We start from the raw sequence: 24,055 nt of genomic DNA on the forward strand, positions 1-24,055 counted from the left end.
ATTTCCTCCTTCAAGGAATTCCTCCCATTAGTTAATAATTATAATGATTTTTTCTATCGTCATTATAATGTCTACCTCTATTTTGTGGTGAGCCTTTACCATAATAGTGTCCTGCCGGGTGCCAAAGTATTTTTCTAGCATACTTTCCTTTCCCATATATATAAGTCTTTCCAGGTATAATTTTACCTCTCTTATCTCTTGCCCTTGTCACTTTAGTTGGCTGTGCACTCACTGGAATACCCATTCTTCTTTTCGCTTCACGAAAAGCGCCTCTTCTCCCTGCCCCCTTAGGAGAAAGATTATGACTTTTTGTTTGTTTATAGTAACCTTTGGTTCCTTTAACTTTTTTAGCAAATCTATAAACTCTCTTAGCACCCTTAAATATCTTCCCAGGCCCAAAGTTAGAAGCAGCCGCCCAAGCAGCACCTTTCCATCCTTTACCTGATTTATATGCCTTGTACCCATCATAGGCTGCAAACCCGGCATTTACCACAAGCCAAACCCAATGACCATCCGGATCAACATTCATCACCGGGTTATTATTTCCATAAGCATAGCCATTCTGATCCAATGAGTCTCCGTCGCTGCCCGGGTCTGGGTCGAGCGATAGGAACACGCCGTTTCTTGGCTCGTAGTAGCGGGCCATGAGATAGTACAGGCCGGTTTCTTCGTCGTATTGGTAGCCTGCGTATCGGTAGCGGTTATCTTTTACTTCATCGCTTGCTTCGGTTTTTGTTGGATTTCCCCATGCGTCATATTGATACTTGGCAACGGTTTTTCCAGTGCTGTCTGAGATCGCGATGACGTCGCCGTGTGCGTTGTAGTGATAGAAATATTTCTTGCCATTTTCTGTGTAGGATAACAGCTGGCCGCTGTCCCCGTACGTGTACGATTTTGTGACATTGTTGTCCGCGTCTGTTTCATACAAGACGTTCAAACTGTCTCCGTCATAGAAGTAGTTCGTGACGTTTCCGTTGACGGTTTTTTGGATTCTGTTTCCTTTTTCGTCATACTTATATGTTGCGAATGGCTTGTCTTCGCCCTTTTTTGTAACGGCGGTCAGGTTATCTTCTGCATCCCACGTATATGTGAATTTGCCGTCGGATGTACGGTTGCCGTTTTTATCGTAAGAGATGCTTTCATCATTGACTTTTGTCAGCTGATTCATGATGTTGAAGGAAGCATTCACCGTTTTGCTTGAACCGTTTTTTACAGTTGTAACGGTTTTCCGGTTTCCGAATCCATCGTATGTGTATTCAATGACAGTGCCGTCTTCGTGGGTTTCTTTGACAAGCTGATTCAGCTTTCCATACTCATACTTCACCTTACCGCTTGCTGAGCTGTTAATCGTTGTGCGGTTTCCGTTGGCGTCGTATTCATAGCTTTCCGTCAGAATGCTTCCGCCGTTTTTGTCGCCGATATGCAGCGAGCTTACAAGGTTTCTTTCGTCATAAGAAAAACTTGTTCCGCCGCCGTTGCCCGTAATAAAGGTTTGGACGTTGCCATTTTCATCATAATCAAATGAATAAGAAGATGTAGTGTCTTTCATCTCAATCATTTGATCCAGCTTGTTATACGTAAATTGATTCGTTCCTTTTTGATCCCCATGGCTCCACGAGAAGGTTTTCAGCTTATCGGAGTCACTAGGATATGTCCAAGTTTGGCTGCCGCCGCGGTCGGTCAATTCGGTTAAACGGTTTTTGTTGTCAAATGTCCGTTTCTTTGTGGTGTTCTGCTCTTTATTGACGACCGATGTTTCATTTCCATTTTTGTCATACGTGAAATTGTACTTTTCTGTACCGTTATACGACTTTGATTTCACCCGGTCTGTTCCATCATAGGAAAGAGACACTTCGTTGCCATTTGGTGAAATGGTTTTGGTCAGGTTGCTGTTGGCATCATATTCGCTTGCTAACACATTGCCCAGAGGGTCAGTTGTTTTGACAAGCTTGCCCATGACATCATATTCGTATTTATAGGTTTGATCTGCTCCCGCCCGGATGGTTTTGCTTACCTCATTGCCTTCCTTATCATAGCTGTGAAGGATAGAAGTGCCGTTGGAGAGCGTCATGTTTGTCAATTGGTCTGCCTGATCATACGTATAGGTTGTTTTTTCACCTTTTGCATCCGTTTCAGCTGTTTTCTTACCAGTTTCATCGTAATCAGTTGAAGTGGCGTAACCTAGTTCGTCCTCTTCCTTGGTCACATAGTTACCATTACTGTCATACGTGCTTTTTGTCAGAAGGCTTCCTTCAATCAGGCGGATATCATCAAACCAGACTGTTCCTGTCGCACTCTTTTGGAACAGAATGCTGATATCGACTTTATTGATCGGCTTTGTTTTTGGTATAACGACAGCTGCCCGGTTCCATTCCTGTGTTCCAGAAGGGAATTTGGCATTGTATACACCTGTGCTGCCGTCCGCGTAAGTGACATTAGCCTGCAGAGAATAGTCTTTTTCATCTGTAAATTTGACGCTGCTGGCTTTCGACATTCCTGTCAGTGTGAGATAAACTGGTTTGTCGTTTGCGCTTTGCCCTAAGACAACGGTTTGTTTTGTTACTGATCCGGCTTGGGACGCACTGGTCCGGGCAGCTTTTAATGATATGTCATCATTAAAGCCTTCCTCAGAATCAACGGAGGCCCCGCTTACATTCCAGTTTTCCGTTGCTGCTGTGAAACTGCTGTTTTGAACTGGGTTATAGCTTGACGAAACTTCGCCTTTTTCCAGCTGGACTTCATCAAACCATGCTTTTCCTTTGCCATCTTTATCTCTATGATCGACTTCCATGTACACAACAGCTTTTCCTGCATTTGCCGGAGTCGTAAAAGTGATTTGCCGTTTTGTCCAGTCATTTTTTCCGGCTAATGCACTGTATTCATTGTGAATCCATTGAATTCGTTTTTGATCTTTGTCTCGCAAATCAATGTTAAAGTAAGCTCTTGATTTCGCTAGATCTGTTTTGATTTTCCCACTTAATGTATAGGTTGTATTCGGCTCCAGCTCAACTGTTTGTGTCGCTGAGGAATATCCGTGATCTGTTCCGGCAGACGTTGATTGGCTCAAGACTTCCAATGCCTTTGATCCGGAAAGAACCCCGCTTTTATCGGCAATCACTGAGATTTTGCCGCTGTCTTTAGATGCAGTCAGATTCCAGCCGGATTTTTGCGCTTCAAAGCTTCCGTCTTTCAAAATATTAGTTGAAGCTGATAAATCTTTACTGGATTGAATCTGGTTTCCATATTTATCATAAACAGCTGCTGAAGATGATTTTCCGCTCTGATCGGTTTCGGATACAGCATCCAGTCCGTCATAAGCAATATCCGTGACATTGCCCTCGGTATCCTTCATCTTTGTGACGTCGTTGTTTTTGTTGTATTCGTATGTCTCAGTTCCATACGCGTCTTTAACGGATGTAACGTTGCCATCTTTGTCATATTGATAGCTTTCCGTTGCTTTTCCGGTTCCGACGTCGTTTGGATCTACATCTTCTACGACATTATTGCCTTCATATTTTGTATTTGTTGTAATTTTTAGCCCTTCCGCATCATCAATAACCTGAATGGGATTTCCCGCTTCATTATAGCCATACTGTACTTTCCGGCCATTTGGCTGTGTCATAAGAAGCGTCTTTTTATCAGCATCATAGCTATAGACATATGTTTCTTTTTTAGCGTTGATCGCTTTTTCGAGACGGTGTCCGCTATACTGATATTCGGTAAAGACAGGCTTTGCTTCGTTGCTGTTGGCTGAATATTGTTTGACAAGACGCCCTTCCGCATCATAGTCAAAGCTTGTGACAGTCCCATCTGTATCCGTGACTTTCTTCAGCAAATCACTCTCATATGAGTAGGTTACTTTCTTATTCTTAGGTCCGGTGATGGAGGTCACATGGCCATTTTCGTCATATGTGAATGTGAGCTTGCGGCCTGATGCGTCTGTAATGGCTGTCAGTTGATTTTTGTCATTGTAAGTATAGACAGTTGCATTGTTGTGGCCATCCACTACCTTTTGGAGTTTGCCGCCTTTTTTATTGAAATAAGCGTTGGTTTGATCCTTTGTTTTTAATATGAACTGATCAGCTGTTTCTGTTAATTCAAGATATACACCGGTCGGCGGCTGATATGTGCCATCGGCTTTTTTCGTAAATCGATGGGTCGTAGCGTCTTCATCGATGTACATTGCCCCGCCATCCGTCGAGATGACAGATGTTTCTGCATCAGCATACCAGCCTTGCCCAAATAAATGATCAGAGGTGTCAAGACTGTTGTAGGTTCTCGATAAGCCAAGTCCCGGTCCGCGTCCGTCAATTGACAGGTCTTCTTCATTCACAATAACATTGCCTGTCGCACCATTTAACTGGCCGCTTGGGATATCAATGATAGACCAGTATTCTTCTGTTCCAAGGAATTCTGCGCCTTCATGGAACGTTGGGTTAAAGGGTGCCGTCGGAATCGTTTCACCATTTGCATTATAGGCGGAAAGCGTGAAAGAATAATTCTTCTTCCCTTTGTAATTCCCATTTGCATTGTTATAGACAGGTGATGGATCGAGTGCCAATTCACGGCCCTTTCCGTCTGTATGCAGCTTATAGCTTCCGGCTTTTATTTCCTCAGGCGTCGGCCAGATGTTTTTATTTTGGGTTGTCCAATGATCCACGTCACCAACATCATAGGACTGATATTCTTTCCCGTTATAGATGTTAACTTTATAGCCTTTCGCATTTTGAACCTTTTCCCATATCAAATTCACATAGCCCGTTTGACTCGATTTTGTGTTTGTATACAAATAGCCAGTTAAATTCTTTGGCTTAGCGATATCAGGAAGTGTCGGATTAGCAGCCGGTGATGCAATGGCTTCGCCGTCTTTGTTATAGGCGATTATTTTAAATGAGTAATTTTTTTTGGCTCCGTCTCCTCCGGCGTTTTTATAAGTTGGGCCAGGATTGATCGGCAGCTCTGCTCCGTTTCCGTCCTTTAGATGAAGAGCATATTTTCCCGCTTTGATTTCTGCACTTGTCGGCCAGATCTTTTTCCCCTTGGTGGTCCAAGATGTCTGATTTCCCAGATCAAGTGTCTCAAAGCCTTTCCCATTGAATACCTGAATTTTATAGCCGGTGGCTCCTGATACAGCTTTCCAAGAAAGATCAAAATATCCTGTGGCATTTCCATTATTATAGCCCTTGGTTGACGGTGCTTGTGCTTTTCCTACATTAGGGATAACGGGCTTTGCCGGTGCGGACATCGCTCCTTCACCTTGGTCAAATATCGCACTGACGCCGATCCAATAGTTTTTGCTTGTGGCATAGCTTCCGCCGGAATTCTTATAGACCGGGGATGGGTCTAGTGCCAATTCGGCTCCGTCCTTGCCGTCCACATGCAGTTTATATCGCTTGGAAGCAATTTCTGCGCTCGTAGGCCAGATCTTTTTTCCTTTAGTGCTCCACGATGTGACGTTGCCTGCAGAGATCGCTTGATACTCTTTACCATTGTAAATCCATACTTTATATCCTTTCGCACCTTCAACCTTTTTCCAGCTGATATCAAAATAACCAGTGGAGTCTCCGTTGTGATACGCTTTAATGGAAGGGGTGTTTCCCTTTGGTATGGTATACGTCACTTCAATATACGGTTTATTGGCGGAGTTCGCTGAAGAAATTAGTTTTTTCCAGTATTCCTTACCGTTTCCGTTTGTATGAAGCTTAAACCCATAGTTGGCCCCGCCGGAGTTCCATGACTTTACAGCAGCGGTCACATCATAACTCGCCCACTGTCCTTTATGGACGTCGGCTTTTCCGATATTTTTAGATGCCGGTTTGGTGTTCCATGTCACTTTTGCATTATCATAATTGCTGTTGACCGTATCCAGCCAAAGACCGGTTGCCTTTGTTCCATAATAGGAATGGGCAACATAAGTTTTTAATGTAGCCTTGGTGACAGTCATATTTTGAATCGGTTTTAGGTTATTAAATTTCATGAACGCATAGTTTGTGCCTGTTGTTTTGTCATAGTATCCCGTTTTCAGCACATAAGACTTTAAATTAGCATCCCATTTTTGTGAGGAGGCCGAATAGTTCGTCGTCGGGTAGGCACTCATGACAAACGTGTCCGATGAAACAGATAAAGATGTTGATGGGTCGATAGATACTGGATATACGCGTTCCGGGTCTTTCAGCCAGTTCTCGTCTGCTGTGAGGTGAAGCAAATACCCTTCTTCATTCTTTTCCAGCTTATAGCTGACTTTGTCTGACCGTTCAACCTCGCCAGAAAGCTCATCTAACTTTGAATCCGTCATAAAAGGTTTAGGCACAGAAAAAACAACTTTTCCTTTTTCATCAGAAAAATCAATGGATCCATCCTCTTGTTCTTTAGCCTGCAAATCGGTTTTTACCTGAAATGTAAATGTATTGTATCCATCATACTGATGAAGGACTAAATCTTCTTTTATGTTTTCGTTGAATGTGAAAGTCTGAAGATCAATATTCGGAAACACATCCGGATATACAATCTCATTACTGTCAGTCTTATAATCTGCTGAGGTATCTTTCGGAGTAAGTGAAGTTTTATTTGGGCCTTTCGCTTCTACAAGTGAATATGTAACCTTGTGGTCATTGTGCTCAAAAGTCGCATAAAGCCCGTTCTTCATTTGCTTTTGAAAATCTGAATTCAAAATAGCATTCTCTGTCTCGACTTGTTTGCTGGTCGACTCTTTTAACTCAGGAGAAATGTCTTCCCAGTCAGCATTCGGTGTTTCCTTTGTATGAATAGGGTCAAGATATACTTCCTGTTTATAGACACCGTCTCCTTTATAATAAAGCTTTGTATTTTCTGTTCTTTCTGAGGTGATCTCTCCCTCTTTGTTTATATCTTTCGGATCAAAAGGTACGGCTTCCTCAGTTTGTTCATTCCGAGGAGTTTCTTCTGGATCATCAGAAACGATACGATTTCCAGCCTCTTCTTCTGTGGTTTTTGCCAGTACATCTGCCGGCAATAATGAAATCATTAAAGACAACACTAAAAATGCTGCAATGAACCTTTTAAAGGTCCGCCTCTTTCTTTTTTTCATTCCCTCTCTCCTTTTGTAATAAAAGTAATATTTACTCAATAATCTTAACTAGACTGAAATATTATTACAATATTTTTCTAGAAAGTTTATCTTATTTTAAGGATTAGCGAGAGTAAATTGACCTAAAACAAAAAAGGCCAATTAGGCCTTTTTACATTCTTTCTATCATTATTGAATTTGTTCCATATCCTTACCCTCAGCAACCACATCCGCTTTTCTCTGCCTCCTGACAAGCGTCAAAGCCATGCCCGCAAAGATCATCACGATACCTAGTGTTTGATAGAGGTCTGGGCGGAAACCTGTGAAGACGGTATCGAGTACGATCGCAACAGCCGGGTCGAGGAAGACAATGATTGAAATGAATTTCGTTGATAAAAATCGTAAACTGTCAAAAAACAGTAAATATACAATACCCGTATGGATGATACCGGTAGATACCACCATAATCCAGTTTCCTTGTGACAGGTCAGCAAAAGCGCCGAAGTGAATAAATGGAATCAGGATGATAACCCCTAAACCCGTTTGCAAGAAGGTTGTCGTGTAAGGACTGAGGTTTTGAATGCCTTTTCCCAATAAAGTGGTGAACGCATAAAACAGTGCGGCGAGAACGGCCCATATGATCCCTGATCCCATCAGCTGTGTCAATGAAGTGCTGCCGTTAATTCCGGAAATCAGCGCAGTTCCCAGAAAGCAGATGATAATGGAGCTGACGGAGATCACATTTAATTTCTCTCTGTAGATGATGCTCCCCAGAAGAAGAACAAGCACCGGTGCAAGGTGATAAACGGAGATGGCGATCGTGACAGATGTTTCTTCAAAAGACTTAAATAAGAACACCCAGTTGAATACAAGAAAGAAACCGCACGCTAATGTTTGCAGCACTTCTCTCTTGCTCCACTTTTCAGTTTTATACTGGCCGGACGCCAGCCAGCAAAAGCTTAAAAATAGCGTCGCGCAAAGGCAGCGGACAAAGACCAATTCAAATGACGGCAGATTGGCATGCTCTGAGAAAAAGCCGATGGAACCGAAAATCACCATGGAGATGACCATTTTCAGCACGGCTGTTGATTTTTGTTTTGACGATATGGAAAGATCCTGTTGCATCAAGCGTATTCTACCTCCAGTACCCATAGCATTTTTTTATAAATTCAGAAATCTACACATGGAATTCCTCTTTTTTACATGTAGATATTATAACACTTCTATTCTAAATAGAAAAAAGCGCCCGAGAGGCGCTTTTTTAACAAATCTATCGAACAATTAAAACCGGGCAAGTTGATAATTGAGACACTTTATGGCTGACGCTTCCCAGCATCATTTCTTTCAGGCCGCTGATGCCCCGGCTGCCGACTACGATCAGGCCGACGCCTCTCTCTTTTGCGGTATTTAGTATCTCATGAGCCGGCTCGCCCTGCGCGTAAAATATTTCAGCTTGAACACCGTTCTCGGCTGCTTTTTCTTTTGCATTCTCAAGGATTTTGAGACCCTCTTTTTTAACCTCGTTCCTGATTTCATCAATAAAATGTTCAGGCACATAGACAATTCCCGTCAGAGAAGAAGTCGTGACGACGGCTTCTCTCCCCACATGAAGAATGCTTAGTTCCGCCTGCTGCTCTTTGGCCAAATGCACTGCGGCATCAAGCGCTTTTTCACTCATGTCTGATCCGTCAATCGCAACTAACATTTTGTTAAACATGCTCTTCCCGCCTTTCGGACTGTGGGTGGTTCATCTTTCTCTTTTATTGTCCGCCTGCTTTTAGTTATTGTCAATTGAAGCGCATAAGTTTTCAAAAATTTGTCAGAGACTCTCCCCGTTTGTGGCGATGACCTGCTGATACCAGTTGAAGCTTTTTTTCTTGATGCGGTTTAATGTTCCGTTTCCTTCATTGTCCCGGTCCACATAAATGAAGCCGTAGCGTTTTTTCATTTCCGCAGTAGATGCGCTGACAAGGTCAATTGGCCCCCATGATGTGTATCCGATTAATTCAACGCCGTCCGCAATCGCTTCGCGCGCTTCAATTAAATGATCACGCAGATAGTTGATTCTGTAATCGTCCTGGATCGTGCCGTCCTCCTCAACTTTGTCGACAGCGCCCAGGCCGTTTTCCACGATAAACAGCGGCTTCTGATAGCGGTCGTATAGGGTATTGAGCGTGATGCGCAAGCCTTTCGGATCAATCTGCCAGCCCCATTCTGATGATTTCAAATAAGGATTTTTGACTCCGCCCAGCAGGTTGCCCCCTGATTTTGCAAGCTCTTCCGGATCAGTGCTCGCCGCCATCGACATGTAGTAGCTGAATCCAATGTAATCTACCGTATGTTCTTTCAAGATCTCTTCATCGCCTTCAGCCATTTCAATTTCAATATTGTTTTCTGCCAGATAGCGTTTCATATATCCCGGGTACGCACCTCTTGCCTGCACATCTGAGAAGAAAAGTGTTTTGCGCTCATTCTCCATTGCCGCGAAGACATCCTCCGGCTTAGAGGTCATCGGATAGGTTGTCGTTGCCGCTATCATACAGCCGATTTTCGAATCAGGGATGATCTCGTGACCCGCTTTGACGGCAAGAGCACTGGCCACAAACTGGTGGTGTGCCGCCTGATACATTGCGTTTCGTTTGTTTTCTCCTTCTTCAAAGACAAGGCCGCCTCCGGTAAACGGCGCATGGAGCACCACGTTAATTTCATTGAACGTCATCCAATACTTCACTTTGTGTTGATAGCGTTGGAATACAGTTTTGGCATAGCGTTCATAGAACTCTATGACTTTGCGGTTCTTCCAGCCGCCATAATGTTTCACTAAACCGAGCGGCATTTCATAATGAGAGATGGTTACGACAGGCTCAATCTGATGCTTTAACAGTTCATCAAACAGATCATCATAAAATTTGAGGCCTTCTTCATTTGGTTCCTCTTCATCGCCATTTGGAAAAATTCTTGTCCACGCAATCGATGTACGGAACGCTTTAAAACCCATTTCCGCAAACAAGGCGATGTCCTCTTTATAACGGTGGTAAAAATCAATTCCGGTGTGATACAGATTCAAGGAAGTCATTGATTCATCAAATGGAGACATGATGCCATTCGGCGATACATCAGCTGTCGAAAGCCCCTTACCGCCCTCATTATAAGCACCCTCAACTTGGTTGGCAGCAACTGCGCCGCCCCATAAAAATCCTTCTGGAAATCGTTTTGCATTTGAACTCATATTGATCACCCCATCAGTTTTTTAAGATAAAGCAAGCAGCGCTTCTTTTGTCTGCACTTTGCCGATTTCTTTCACCGGTGAAAACGAATATTGGTCTGTGTTGGTCACGATCACCGGGGTAATGACGTCATATCCCGCGGCTTTGATTTGTTCCAGATCAAAGGACACGAGCGGATCTCCCGGCGCGACCTTGTCGCCTTCTTTGACGTGAGCTGTGAACCATTGTCCCTCGAGTTTCACCGTGTCCAATCCAATGTGTATGAGGATTTCAGCCCCCTGATCACTCGTAATGCCAATTGCATGTTTTGTTTTAAAAATGGTGGCAACGCTTCCATGAACAGGTGAAACAACTTCTCCTTCTTCAGGCTCAATGGCAAATCCTTTTCCCATGATCCCGGCAGAAAACACCCCGTCATTGACTTCGCTTAATGCTTTCACTTCCCCTTTAATAGGGCTGTGAATGATTTCTCCGCTGCTCTCATAGCTTTTTCCTGCAGCCGGCTGCTGGCTGCCGTCAGACGGTACATCCTCGAATCCAAGCAAATACGCAGCTGCTGTTCCTGCTGCGAAAGCAATCACAAGACCGATCATCGCGTAAATAAACGTTGGGCCGATAAAGACAGGGATACTCGGCAGACCCGCATTCCCCCCGACAATATAGGAAGCAACACCCGTCATCCCGTAAAAAGCGCCACCGGCCGCACCGCCAATCAAAGCGGCCGCAAACGGTTTCTTCAAACGCATATTCACGCCGTACATCGCAGGTTCTGTAATTCCCATCAGCGCCGTTATGCTTGTGGTAAGCGCGAGTGATTTAAACTTTTTGTTTCTGGAGCGAAGGAAGACGGCAAATGATGCCCCGGCCTGCCCCATATTCGCCAAAAACATAGCCGGCAGTAAATAATCGTGGCCGTTTTGAGCGATGTTGTTGATCATAATCGGCACAAAGGCATAATGCATGCCTGTCATAATGATTAAAGAGAACGTTCCCGCCAGCAAAATCATCGCTACCAGCCCTGCATGATCAAATAAATAATTGACCCCAGCAGACAAGTATTCTCCTAAAATAGCGCCAAGCGGACCGACAGTAATCAATGTTAGCGGCACGACAATCAATAATGTGAATGTCGGAACCACAATCAATTTGAGAGACGAGTGAGTAAAACGGTCAATCCACTTTTCCACGTATGAAGCAATCCAAATCGCCAGCAAAATCGGAATGACTGTTGACGAATAAGTGGCAGCGGTTACAGGAAGCCCGATAAAGGAAATCGGTTTCCCCGCACCAAGCAGTGCCGTCAAATCCGGGTGCAAAATCGCCGCCGCAATGGCTGCCGCTACATACGGATTGCTTCCGAATTTTCTCGCCGCACTCATCGCAAGCAGAAGCGGCAGGAAGTAGAACGCGCCGTCACCGACAGCCGTTAAAATGACATGAACCTGACTGTTCTCAGCCATCCAGCCAAACGTGACCGCTAGCGCAACAAGCCCTTTGATCATCCCCGCTCCCGCAATCGCAGGCAGAATCGGGGTAAACACACCAGAAATCACATCAAAGACCGCACTCAGCACATTCTTTTTCTGAGAGGATGAACCAGCGCTCTTCTCATCACTGAGATTGCTATGCTGCAGCATCGCCTGATACACCTTTGGCACATCGTTTCCGATAATGATTTGAAACTGCTCGCCGCTGATGTTGGTGCCCATCACACCCGGCAGCTGCTCCAACTGACTGCGATCCGCCTTTGAGTTGTCATGAAGATTAAAACGCAGCCTCGTCATACAGTGAATCACGCGCTGAACGTTGTCTTCACCGCCTACGAGTTGTAATATGTCTTTCGATAATTTATCATAATCCATGTGTATACCTCCTTTTTATGGGGGGGACTGCTGGATGAAAGGTGGCCGCCTTTCACCAGCTTTTTTTGTATCAAAAAACGCATCACCTCCTAAATGAGAATAAAAAAAACCTAAATGACGCAGATTGCCAGAGTCTCCTCCTGCACCTGCACCATTTAGGTTTTGCCTGCTTTCGCAGTAACAATCCTGACGGGTCGCTGTATTTGTTTGTAGATATACTTTAGCACTAGATTTAGAGGATGTCAACGCTTTCATTTTTGGTTTTTGACTAAGGGAAATTACTTTTTAAGTACTATTTTTGTTTATAGCGATAAGCCATTTTGTATATTTTGTTTTTCTTTTACTAAAAAGTCTTGAAACAAATTGCATAATCTATTTATATTTTGTTCATAGGAATATAAGCGCAGGTTGCATCCGTTATAAGACGGCTGATAATGAATGAAATCCTCCATATCCTCAGAGGAATTCATAACTGCGTAAACTTCTGCAAGCTTGCTCAAAAGCTCTACATGTTCTGTGTACTTTAATTTTATTTCAAGAAGAATAACATATCTCCATTTTCTTTTTTCGATAGCATAAAATCTATTTTCTTCTACTCGTATTATATTCAAAATGGCTTCTTCAATATTATTCTTGTCTCTCCAAGCCAGTTCTAGAATTTCTTCTTGTTGTACACCCGGATGGTTCATCACATATTCAACAGCATTATTCATTACTTCAATTTTGTTTATCCATCCCTGCTTCAAACCAACGTAAAGAGTGCATAATTTATATGATGCACTTTAAAGGTTTTAAAGGTGATTTTCAATTTTTAACATCCTTGAATTTTTTATTTTATCCCCATATATTTCTCTATTAAATAAAAATAACCCCAAGTTGCTTGTTAAATTTAACTTTTACCTTTGGAACGTTATGAATATAAATGAATAGATCAGAATAACACCTCTTTAATTGAGTTACATTTACAAACTTAGATTCCAAAACGAGCAACTCATTGAAAGTTAGACTTAAATTGCATTCCAAAGCGTATACATCCATTGATAGAATCAATTTAAAGCCTCTCTTATCATTGATAGAGTATATGAATACTTCTGCAAAGAGATCGTTCGACACACTTATTGGCTCACTATCAAACAGTTCTAATAAATCATATTCATTGTAAATAGTGAACATTATAAACCAGGACTTTACTTTATTTGTTTTTGATAGAAAAATATTACAATTGTAAAAACCTTGAAAAGTTCGCCCTTCAAGGTTTTTTCATTATGATTATTTTAATGCCTCTTCTAATATATTGACTTCATTATCTCCTACATCGTTTATAATAATGCCACAAAAGTTGTCATCACTATCTAAACAAAATAACACGTGATTATTTTCTATAAGAGATTCTATCTCATGAGCTGAAAATTGAATATAAACTATCTTATCTGTTATATATACGTTTAATATTCCTTTTTCATCAATATACGTTTCATTCTGTTGCAGGTCTACGTTAAAAACAGGAGCTCCTTTAATTGGTTCAATGTTTTCTATATTCCATTCTTTAGATTTATAAACACTTTCACACAGCGTTAATGTAATAGAACGAATTTCTCCTGTTTTTTGTGCAAATCCTATTTCGATTAATGATTTTTTAAAATCACCGGTTCTCCAGTATACCGTTTTATCTTCTGATATATTCCAGTTTCCAAATTCTATATTAATGGGTGTATAGACATCAAATTCTATTTTCATAGGCTTTTTATCTCTATATTCTAATGTTTTTAACATGATTTCAAATTATCTTCTAATTATAGTTCCTTTCCCAAACACTTTCTTGAATGGATTTCTTTCAACCAATACTCTTATAGCTGCACGTTCACCTTTAGCAACTCTATTTATAGCCGCCAATATATTTGATTTTTATATCAGTATTCTTTTCCTGAATATATAAATACCTAGAGGGATTGCAAAGAAAAATATGCCAAATGAAAAACCAGAAATCACATACAACTCTAAATCGTTTACTTATAGACATTTGCTAACCAGATTGTCATGATAGTTAGAAATATTCCTGCTAAAGAGAAAACAGTCTGAATGATTAATAGTGATTGATTTATTTTTCTTAATAAAAAATTCTTCACCTATCTTCTTCACTCTCTATTAAAAGAATTTAAGTTTCTAACTTTTATAATCATTTTACTTTTTATATTTAAACAGACTCTCTTAAAAATTCTATGCTTATCCTGTCAACCTTCATCTCAACATTTTCCCCAATTAAATGAGGATATTCAGAAAAATACTCATCTTCATCAGTAAGAACGATTCCTGCATCAATTGAATCCTCTTGCAAAATTCCCCTAATATAATATTGGGACAGACAGAAGAAAAACCTGTGAATTCAATACCATCAATTTCGAGTATCACTTCCTCTTCTATATGTGGATCAAGTCCTTTAACAAGTGCTTTATATATCATAGGAGAACCTCTTTGTTTTTTATTATATTGAATGCAGATTAAAACCTTGAAAGACGTTTTGCCAATCAAGGTTTTATTATATGCTAAGACTCAAAAGCTGTTTTTTCTGGAAATACACCTCCTTCTCTTACTAAACAAACAGCTAATCTTTGTGCAGCTCGATCAAAATAAAATGTTGACGGGAGATCTTTATCAGGAATTTCTTCTAACTCTGAAAACTTCCTAGTTATTTTATTTAATTTAATTTTGCCCATAGTATTTTCATTAGGTCCAAATTTGTAAACCACAGTTTCATCATCTTCATATTCTTTTAGTAATAAAACGTATGAAGCCAATTTTTACTCCTCCTCTGGTGGATACCAAGGTCGTCCGGACTTTACTGTTTTATCGTGTGCCGTCCTATAATCCGTCTTGAATATCCCTTCAAATTTCGATTCAAAAAGTTCATGATTTAATAAATCAATATCATTTTTATGGTAAGTCCCTCTTTGAAGTCTATCCCATGCTTTTGCGATTTCATAATCTGGATCGAATCGACCTATTCCGTGTTCCTTCTTGTGCTCTCTGATAAACAAATGCTCTTTAATTCTCTGTACTCTCTGTTTAGTCATTCCTGTATTATTAGCGATAGACTGAACATCAGTTTTTGATTTTCTAAATACTTTGTACATCTCATCTGCTTTGTCTAATTGTTTAAGATATTCATCAATTGAAAGTTCTCGGCCACCAGTCTGGATATTACCTGTAACCTTAGAAGCAACCTTATTAACCTCACCCTTAATTTCCTTCTCCGCAACATGTTTAGCCACATCTGTGACAACACGCTTCCCGCCTCGAACCGCCAATTTTTTAACAGCGCCCTGAGGACTTACCCACTCAATAAATTCATATTGCGTTCCAGCCAGAAATGAATCAAGTGACTCGGCTCCGCCTACTTTATCCTCTGGTATGTAAGAAACTTCTTCTAGCCGCTTTTTCCCTCCAGCGTAGAATTCTCTCACAATTTGGCCGTTTTCATATACAAAATATTTGCCGCCGACGTAGTCGATGCTTGCAGTATCACGAGTTAGTTCGTCAATCACTTCTATCGTATCTATCTTTTTTAATCCTTTATGATTATATAGTTTATCATTTATCACCCGTATGTCTCCATAGACTTTCGGATGGGCTGCTGCTTCTTTCTGTAATACAGTTAAGTTACTATCATCAGCATGAATCTCACGCTCGATCTTCTGTTGTTTGCCATCCTTCATCACGGTATCAACGTTGGGCTGCTTATGTTTCTCCAGCTTCTTCAACATCAACTCCATCGGTGAATCATCCGCCTGCTTCATTTGCGAGTTTATGCCGCCGAAGGTTTGGTTGATGTTTTCTTCTTCCTGTGATTTCAAGATGGAGCCGCTTTTGTACCCTGTAATTTCAATTTTCGGCCCTGTGTACATCGTTTCGAGCTGATCGATATACTTTTTCATCGTTTGAAAATCTGATTTTGCGGTTTCTAGTGCTTGGGTTTGCTGGCCGTCAAATTGAAAGAGCTTGTTCAGGGTGTCCGAAATCAGTCGCTCAGCCTGTTCTGTTTCCACTCGGAAAAAGGTATCATTGACTGTCGGCAGGCTGACGATGTGGTCGATGGCTGATGTCTGGCGATTGACTGCGTCAGTGAGCTGCTCTGTCACTTCTCGTGCATGCTTGACCCCGTGTCTCGCATCGTGTGAGAGAAAAGCCTCTGCGATCATGCCATGGGAGTCAGATTCTACAGAGGAAATCGCATGCTGTGTTTGTTTCAGCACTTTTTTATATTCGTCGATAAATATGCCAAAGAAAAGGAGAAAAGGCTTGTGGCACTCCTCGTAAAAAGTCCGGATCGCATCTCCGCCTTTTCCTTTTAACGCATCCTTCATGCCTGCCAGATGCTCAACGCTTTTTTCCAGCTTCTCCAGCTGCTGTTTTTGCTTGTCCAGTTTCTCAATCGTATGCTGAATGCCCTCGTGAAGAGCGTGGACATCTAATGTTTTCAATCCCTTGTCCTCCCGCGCTTTATTTCATGGAAGATGATATGTTTTTATCCGTTTCCTTCATGGCATTTACTGCACTTTCAGTTTGTGCAATATGCTTGGCCAGAACGGACGCATATGCTTCAGTGAGCTCTTTGATGTCCTCATTTAATTGCTCGATGGACTTCACAACATTCAAATGATTTCTGCCTGAGATATGGCCGGGCAAGGAGGATTTGAGTTCAGCTGAATTCTTGAGCTGAGAGAGCCCTTGCTTCACTGTGCCATAGATCATTTTAATTTCCTGTGCCATTTGTGCTCACCTCACTTTTTATGTTTGTCCTTCTCTATTTCATGCTCTATCCTCGTAATTTGGCGTCTTATGGAATAGACATCGCCCTCTAATGAGTGGATTTTCCCTTCGATGCTTTCGATAATTCCACTGACCTGTTCGCTTTTAATTTGATGATATGCTTTGTTCATTCCTTCACGAATATCTTCAAACCGCTCAGCATGTGTTCCTCTCCATGCATCCGGGGTGAGATGAGGCCGGTGAATGAGATGCTGGGCCTCAGAAAAATCGTGTTTGATTTGCCTGATTTCGTGCAGCACTCGTTTTAACTGATGGATCTGTTCCTGCTTTTCATGTAAGTCGGCTTTTACCGAATGTAACAACATTTCACTATGCATGCCGCAACACCTCATGTTTCTATCAAACTGTGTCAATTCTTTACAATACAGACTATTTTCATATTACATGATGGGTCATATTGGATAAATAGGTAAAAGGGTCTGTCTTAAGGAGAGTTATCCCGGTTCTAAATTGCTAAAAATTCGATTTATATGATTTTATAAGGGGGATGATAATCATAAAGGGGGTCTTTTTGTTTAGGCCTTCAACCTCACTACCATTTCTAGTTTTTTCTCACTCTTAACCGTTACTTATAGTCAATAAAGATCATAAAAAACGCCTTCTCTCGAAGGCGCTTCCCCATCTTATTTAGATCCCCAAACAGTCTCACCGCTGCCATTCAATACACTAAACGTCATCACGTTCTTCTCTCTCACCGAATCCCACTGCTGTAAAAACACTCCGCTATACTTCTTGCCGGCTAACGTAAGTTCAGCTGTATTTTTTCCGGTTTTCTTCCATGTTCCAGTCATTTCCCCGGAAATGGTATGGTTTTTGTTGAGCTGGATGTTAATGGTTTTTTTGATGTCGGCTGAGATGTCTTTTCCGTGCTGGATGAGTTTGTATGTTCCTGTGATGTCTTTTTGTTTAACTTCTTTCAGTGTTTCTCCTGCGTAACGATATGGCGCTGTTACCGGCCAGCCGTCTTTGTTCATGAACATTTGGTGGACTCTGACTTCGTGTTCTTCACCTCTGCCCGGGAAGCGGGTGTGGAAGATTAAATAGGAGCGTCCGGTTTTTTCGTCATAATATGCGGAATTGTGGCCTGGTGAGACGTAACCGGTTCCTTTTTCTTTTTCTGTCTCAAATGAATAGCTGCCCATGAGTTTGACGCCGTACGGTTCAATGGAACGGTCGTCGAAGAATGTTCCTTCTTTTCCGCGGACGTCAAGCATCGAGTTGCCTTCTGCGTCATAGTAAGGGCCGTCCGGTTTTTTGGAGCGGGCCACACGGAGGTTGTAGCCGCCTGTTGCGTCGAGACCGCCATATGATAGGTATAAATAGTAGTATTGGGTGTCTGGATTGTAGAGAACATATGGGCCTTCAATTCTGCTGTGGTTGCCGCCGAGCAGTTTTTTCCCGTATCCCTGCCCAGGAAGCGGGAAGCCCGTTTTCGGATTCATTTCAAGAATGAAAATGCCGCCTGAGTATGATCCATACACCATCCACAGCTTGCCGTTTTTATCAAAGAAGGTATGCGGGTCTACGACATTCGGATGTTTGGTCGCGTCATACGGTGTTCCATCATCGCTTGTTCCTTCCATGCCTGATTTCAAAAAGATGCCTTTGTTTTTGTATGGGCCTTCGATGTTATCTGCGACGGCGACACCCATGGCGGATCTAGGCGAGTCGCCGCGGCAGGCGTTGTAGTACATGTAGTATTTGCCATCCGCCAGCTGTGTGACGTCAGCCGCCCACAGGGTATCAGATTGCGCCCATTCGAAGGTATCTTTTAATTCTTCGTAGACATTCGGAATCAGAGGATTGTCGTTGCTTACACTGGTGGTCAGCTGCTGCCATTGCATGAGGTCATTTGTTTTTGCTGAAGCGAGATGAGATCCAAATACATAAAAGGTGCCGTTTGTCTCAATGATGGAAGGGTCATGGACGCTGACTTCTGTAAATACGGGTTTTTCTGCCTTTTGTGCATAGACGGGGTTTGGCAGGGTGAAGGCCATGATAAGGGCTGCAAGAAAACATACACGGAACAATCGATTCAACATCTACACAATTCGCCTCTCTTTTTCATTAAATTTTTAAACGCTTACATTTTTCTATGAAGGAACCCCGGCCCGTCACAAAAGCCGGATGTTTTCATATTCAAACGGGTAGGTAATTCCCCACTGTTCTCTTACATTGTCCATGATGCTCATGACATCCAGGGAGAGACTGATGGTCTGGCTGTCTGTTTGATGCAGGACTGCTGCTTGCATATCCTCTACTTCATAGTTCAACCCTTTTGCCGTTTCTCCTTCTTTCATCATCTCTGTTTTTCCATTTGCGTACGTAATGAACGCTTTGTCCGGCCTTGTCAAGTCGTCGACTGTGATAAAGCCATTTTCTCCGGCAACTACGCCTCTTTTTGGCATTTTCGCCCTCATTGTCAGTGATATGACAGCCATTTCGTTGTCTGCGTTTTTTAGAATCATGCCTGACTGCTCGTCTACACCTGTGTCAGTCGGCTTGGCCGTGCTGAGGATCTCATTTGGCTGGCTCGTGAGAAAGTACCTTGCGAAAGCGAGCGCATAGGCTCCCGTGTCTAGTAGTGCGCCGCCAGCCAGTTCTTTATTAAAGAACCGATTTGTGACGTCGTATGGCTTGCGCGTTCCAAAGGAGACTTGAACCATTTTAAGAGGCCCGATGCGACCCGCCTTCACAATCTCACGGAGTTTTTTGTATAGCGGCATATGGTAGATGGTCATCGCTTCAGACACAATCAGCTGTTTTTCTTGAGCCATGCTGATGATCTCCTTTAGCTGTCTCGCATTGACGGTAATGGCCTTCTCACAAAGAACATGCTTGTGATGCTGAAGGCATTTCATCATATATTCATAGTGATTGGAATGCGGAGTGGCAATGTAGACAATATCGACATTCTCATCTTGCAGCAGTTCTTCATAGCTGCCGTATGCTTTATCGACATGATGCTCCTTGGCGAACTTCTTTGCTTTGTCTAAGTTTCGTGACCCTGCGGCATAGACCGTTCCGTTTACTTCTCTCAGTGCTTTGGCGAAATCTGAAGCGATTGCGCCAAGTCCGATGATTCCCCAATTTAAGCTCTTCACTGCACTTCGCTCCTCTTTTATTGAAATTTATATCTAGAGTACGACAGCAGCCGCCCGCACTCCTGTCTGGCTACGGTGTGCAATGTGCTGAAAGAAAACCCGTCCTGCTTTCTGCGTCACGCTATTACAATAGCAATCTAACTTGTTAAAGACTGTAAAAAACCTTTTGACTTCTGCTGCTGAACCAATTAATATAATACTCAGTTAATAGTTATCAGAATTTTTAGGAATTGAGTGATTCATATGACACTGCATAAAGAGCGTCGGATCGGCCGGCTGTCTGTTCTTCTGCTGCTGAATGAGGCGGAAGAGAGTACACAGGTCGAGGAGCTGGAGCGAGATGGATGGAAGGTCTGTCTCGGCAAGGTAGGATCAATGGACGCACATAAAGTAGTAGCCGCAATTGAAACCGCTTCCAAAAAGAGCGGTGTCATTCAATCTGAGGGTTATCGCGAGTCACATGCGCTTTATCATGCGACGATGGAGGCTTTGCATGGCGTGACCAGAGGTGAAATGCTGCTTGGATCGCTGCTTCGGACGGTGGGCTTGAGGTTTGCCGTTTTGAGGGGAAATCCTTATGAAAGTGAAGCAGAAGGCGATTGGATCGCTGTCTCGCTTTACGGAACAATTGGGGCGCCGATCAAAGGACTTGAGCATGAGACATTCGGCGTTGGAATCAATCACATATGAAACAGCCCATAGATCTTAGGCGATAGGGGGCTATGCGTGAAAACAGATTTTCACAGCATAGCCCCTTTTTGTATGGGCGCTTTACCAAAGTAAAGAAAAAGGAGTTGGACTTATGGTGATTTTAGACGGTTCTTCATTGACAACAACCGACGTCGCGCGTGTGCTGTTTGATTTTGAAGAAGCAGCGGCTTCTGAAGAAAGTATGGAGCGCGTAAAAAAAAGCAGAGCGGCAGTGGAACGGATTGTTCACGAAGAAAAGACAATCTACGGCATTACCACCGGATTTGGCAAGTTCAGTGATGTCCTGATTCAGAAAGAAGACTCGGCGGCGCTGCAGCTGAATTTAATCCTTTCTCATGCCTGCGGTGTCGGCGACCCTTTTCCTGAATGTGTTTCCAGGGCAATGCTGCTTTTACGCGCCAATGCGCTGTTAAAAGGGTTTTCCGGTGTACGTGCTGAGCTGATTGAACAATTGCTTGCTTTTTTAAATAAACGCGTCCATCCTGTCATCCCCCAGCAAGGATCACTTGGCGCAAGCGGGGATCTGGCACCGCTTTCCCATCTGGCACTTGCGTTGATCGGCCAAGGAGAAGTCTTTTTTGAGGGGGAAAGAATGCCAGCAATGACGGGATTGAAAAAAGCCGGTATTCAGCCGGTAACGCTGACATCCAAGGAAGGGCTTGCCTTGATTAACGGGACTCAGGCCATGACCGCTATGGGTGTGGTCTCATACATTGAAGCTGAAAAACTAGCCTATCAAACTGAGCGCATTGCCAGCTTAACGATTGAAGGGCTGCGAGGAATTATAGATGCCTTTGACGAGGATATTCACTTAGCCCGCGGCTATCAGGAGCAGATCGATGTCGCAGAACGAATACGTTTCTATCTATCTGACAGCAGCCTGACAACCTCCCAAGGAGAACTGCGGGTACAGGATGCATATTCATTGCGCTGTATTCCGCAGGTACACGGTGCGACTTGGCAGACGTTAGGCTATGTCAAAGAAAAATTAGAGATTGAAATGAATGCAGCTACGGACAATCCTCTCATTTTCAATGATGGTGACAAAGTCATCTCTGGCGGAAACTTTCACGGACAGCCGATTGCCTTTGCCATGGATTTTCTGAAAATCGCAATTTCAGAGCTTGCGAATATCGCAGAGCGCCGGATCGAGAGACTTGTAAATCCACAGCTGAATGACCTGCCGCCGTTCCTAAGCCCTCATCCCGGTCTGCAATCCGGTGCAATGATCATGCAGTATGCCGCGGCCTCACTCGTTTCTGAAAATAAAACACTGGCCCATCCTGCAAGTGTGGATTCTATTCCGTCATCCGCAAACCAAGAGGACCATGTCAGCATGGGAACCATCGCCGCTCGGCATGCTTATCAGGTGATCGCGAATGCAAGAAGAGTCATTGCGATCGAAGCGATTTGCGCATTGCAGGCGGTTGAATACAGAGGCATAGAACATGCAGCGTCCTATACCAAACAGCTTTTTCAGGAAATGAGAAAAGTCGTGCCGTCCATTCAGCAGGACCGTGTGTTTTCCTATGACATTGAACGCTTGACGGACTGGCTGAAGAAGGAATCTTTATTACCAGATCATCAAAATGAAGAACTGAGGGGGATGAACATATGACTGATGTAAAAAAATCAATCCGTGCCAACAGGGGAACAGAGCTTGAATGCTTAGGGTGGGAGCAAGAGGCGGTGCTTCGGATGCTTCGAAACAACCTTGATCCGGAAGTCGCCGAGAAGCCGGAGGACCTCATCGTATACGGCGGGATTGGCAAAGCCGCACGGGATTGGGACGCTTTTCACGCCATTGAGCATTCCTTGAAAACACTAAAAAATGATGAAACATTGCTCGTGCAATCCGGAAAGCCCGTTGGCATGTTCCGTACACACCCGCAGGCCCCACGCGTGCTTTTAGCAAATTCTGTTCTTGTTCCGAAGTGGGCGGACTGGGAGCATTTCCACGAGCTTGAGAAAAAAGGGTTAATGATGTACGGGCAAATGACGGCAGGCAGCTGGATTTACATTGGCTCACAAGGCATATTGCAAGGAACCTATGAAACCTTCGCTGAGCTGGCGAGACAGCATTTCGGAGGAAGTTTAAAAGGAACATTGACGCTGACAGCCGGTCTCGGCGGAATGGGAGGCGCCCAGCCGCTGTCTGTCACGATGAATGAAGGAGTCGTCATTGCCGTTGAGGTTGATGAGAAACGCATCGACAAGCGCATCGAAACAAAATACTGCGACCGTAAAACAGCCTCGATTGAGGAAGCATTAGCGTGGGCTGAAGAGGCAAAGCTGACAGGAAGACCTTTGTCCATCGCTCTTCTCGGAAACGCGGCTGAGGTTCATCACACACTTTTGAACCGAGGCGTCAAAATTGATATTGTGACGGATCAGACATCTGCCCATGACCCTTTAATCGGTTATGTTCCCGAGGGCTATTCACTTGATGAAGCTGACCGTTTGCGTCAAGACAATCCAGACCTTTACGTGCGCCTTGCGAAGCAAAGTATGAAAAAACATGTGGAAGCCATGCTGGCCTTTCAACAAAAGGGCTCTGTTGTATTTGACTACGGCAACAATATCCGGCAAGTCGCAAAGGATGAAGGGCTGGAGAATGCCTTCGATTTTCCGGGGTTTGTCCCTGCCTACATTCGCCCCTTATTCTGCGAAGGAAAAGGACCGTTCCGCTGGGCGGCGCTTTCCGGTGATCCGGCAGATATTTACCGTACGGATGCGTTATTAAAAGAACTGTTCCCGGAACATAAAGCCCTTCACCGCTGGATTGATATGGCACAGGAAAAAGTCACGTTCCAAGGCTTGCCGTCCCGTATTTGCTGGCTTGGATATGGAGAACGAAAAAAGATGGGCCTCGCCATTAACGAGTTGGTTAGAAACGGAGAGCTAAAAGCGCCTGTCGTCATTGGAAGAGATCATTTGGACTGCGGGTCTGTCGCCTCTCCAAACCGGGAGACAGAAGCGATGAAGGACGGAAGTGATGCTGTCGGCGATTGGGCTGTGCTAAATGCGCTTGTCAACACGGCGGCGGGTGCAAGCTGGGTTTCCTTCCACCATGGCGGAGGCGTTGGAATGGGCTATTCCCTGCATGCCGGCATGGTCGCGGTTGCCGATGGAAGTGAGCTGGCTGACGAGCGGCTTGCCAGAGTCTTAACGAGCGACCCGGGAATGGGCATTATCCGTCATGCGGATGCGGGTTATGAACGTGCCGTTGAAGTAGCGAATGAACAGGACATTATCGTGCCAATGCAAAAATAAAGGAGT

General features: G+C 43.5%; 15 protein-coding genes and 2 pseudogenes. 3 read left to right on the top strand and 14 right to left on the bottom strand.

The window, feature by feature from the left end:
• Positions 1-31: 31 nt before the first annotated feature.
• From wapA to AC0DBE_RS12900, 14 genes and pseudogenes are all read right to left on the bottom strand, one after another.
• On the bottom strand, positions 32-7,066 hold the full coding sequence (gene wapA / locus AC0DBE_RS12835) for a tRNA nuclease WapA (RefSeq protein WP_472962398.1): 7,035 nt from the start codon (positions 7,064-7,066) through the stop codon (positions 32-34).
• Positions 7,067-7,234: 168 nt separating this feature from the next.
• Entirely contained in the window at positions 7,235-8,170 is a 936-nt protein-coding gene (locus AC0DBE_RS12840) for a DMT family transporter (protein WP_072566794.1), read from the bottom strand.
• Positions 8,171-8,315: 145 nt separating this feature from the next.
• On the bottom strand, positions 8,316-8,762 hold the full coding sequence (locus AC0DBE_RS12845; RefSeq protein WP_472962400.1) for a universal stress protein: 447 nt from the start codon (positions 8,760-8,762) through the stop codon (positions 8,316-8,318).
• A gap of 102 nt (positions 8,763-8,864) precedes the next feature.
• Positions 8,865-10,274: an aryl-phospho-beta-d-glucosidase gene (gene bglH, locus AC0DBE_RS12850; protein WP_472962402.1), complete on the bottom strand. Its 1,410-nt coding sequence runs from the start codon at positions 10,272-10,274 to the stop codon at positions 8,865-8,867.
• 21 nt (positions 10,275-10,295) lie between these two features.
• On the bottom strand, positions 10,296-12,134 hold the full coding sequence (gene bglP, locus AC0DBE_RS12855; protein ID WP_109491768.1) for a PTS beta-glucoside transporter subunit IIABC: 1,839 nt from the start codon (positions 12,132-12,134) through the stop codon (positions 10,296-10,298).
• Positions 12,135-12,436: 302 nt separating this feature from the next.
• A pseudogene (locus AC0DBE_RS12860) lies at positions 12,437-12,886 on the bottom strand (DUF2247 family protein); the annotation flags it as partial.
• Positions 12,887-13,403: 517 nt separating this feature from the next.
• A complete protein-coding gene (locus AC0DBE_RS12865) occupies positions 13,404-13,907 on the bottom strand; it encodes a hypothetical protein (RefSeq protein ID WP_165762153.1) in 504 nt (167 codons plus the stop codon).
• Between the two features lie 421 nt (positions 13,908-14,328).
• A pseudogene (locus tag AC0DBE_RS12870) lies at positions 14,329-14,594 on the bottom strand (hypothetical protein).
• 83 nt (positions 14,595-14,677) lie between these two features.
• Positions 14,678-14,929: a hypothetical protein gene (locus AC0DBE_RS12875; RefSeq protein WP_060399853.1), complete on the bottom strand. Its 252-nt coding sequence runs from the start codon at positions 14,927-14,929 to the stop codon at positions 14,678-14,680.
• 3 nt (positions 14,930-14,932) lie between these two features.
• A complete protein-coding gene (locus AC0DBE_RS12880; RefSeq protein WP_240508162.1) occupies positions 14,933-16,612 on the bottom strand; it encodes a ribonuclease YeeF family protein in 1,680 nt (559 codons plus the stop codon).
• Positions 16,613-16,631: 19 nt separating this feature from the next.
• Positions 16,632-16,901: a YwqI/YxiC family protein gene (locus AC0DBE_RS12885; RefSeq protein WP_014115733.1), complete on the bottom strand. Its 270-nt coding sequence runs from the start codon at positions 16,899-16,901 to the stop codon at positions 16,632-16,634.
• Positions 16,902-16,912: 11 nt separating this feature from the next.
• A complete protein-coding gene (locus tag AC0DBE_RS12890; protein WP_014115734.1) occupies positions 16,913-17,278 on the bottom strand; it encodes a YwqH-like family protein in 366 nt (121 codons plus the stop codon).
• 306 nt (positions 17,279-17,584) lie between these two features.
• Entirely contained in the window at positions 17,585-19,003 is a 1,419-nt protein-coding gene (abnB, locus tag AC0DBE_RS12895; RefSeq protein WP_087987381.1) for an arabinan endo-1,5-alpha-L-arabinosidase AbnB, read from the bottom strand.
• A 72-nt stretch (positions 19,004-19,075) separates the two neighbouring features.
• Positions 19,076-20,065 carry a Gfo/Idh/MocA family protein gene (locus tag AC0DBE_RS12900; protein WP_014115736.1) on the bottom strand — a complete coding sequence of 330 codons (990 nt, stop codon included), beginning with the start codon at positions 20,063-20,065 and terminating at the stop codon, positions 19,076-19,078.
• A 243-nt stretch (positions 20,066-20,308) separates the two neighbouring features.
• Between AC0DBE_RS12900 and hutP the strand changes: the two genes are divergently transcribed.
• The 3 genes from hutP (at position 20,309) to hutU (ending at position 24,049) form a co-directional block, all read left to right on the top strand.
• Positions 20,309-20,755 carry a hut operon transcriptional regulator HutP gene (gene hutP, locus AC0DBE_RS12905; protein ID WP_003243875.1) on the top strand — a complete coding sequence of 149 codons (447 nt, stop codon included), beginning with the start codon at positions 20,309-20,311 and terminating at the stop codon, positions 20,753-20,755.
• A 112-nt stretch (positions 20,756-20,867) separates the two neighbouring features.
• On the top strand, positions 20,868-22,394 hold the full coding sequence (gene hutH, locus AC0DBE_RS12910; RefSeq protein ID WP_014115737.1) for a histidine ammonia-lyase: 1,527 nt from the start codon (positions 20,868-20,870) through the stop codon (positions 22,392-22,394).
• The gene (hutU, locus tag AC0DBE_RS12915) at positions 22,391-24,049 is read left to right on the top strand and encodes a urocanate hydratase (protein ID WP_087987382.1); all 1,659 of its coding nucleotides are present in this window, start codon (positions 22,391-22,393) and stop codon (positions 24,047-24,049) included. Before hutH ends, hutU begins: the two co-directional genes overlap by 4 nt.
• The last annotated feature ends 6 nt before the right edge of the window (positions 24,050-24,055 follow it).

The sequence above is a fragment of the Bacillus sp. VA15 genome, from assembly GCF_055721145.1.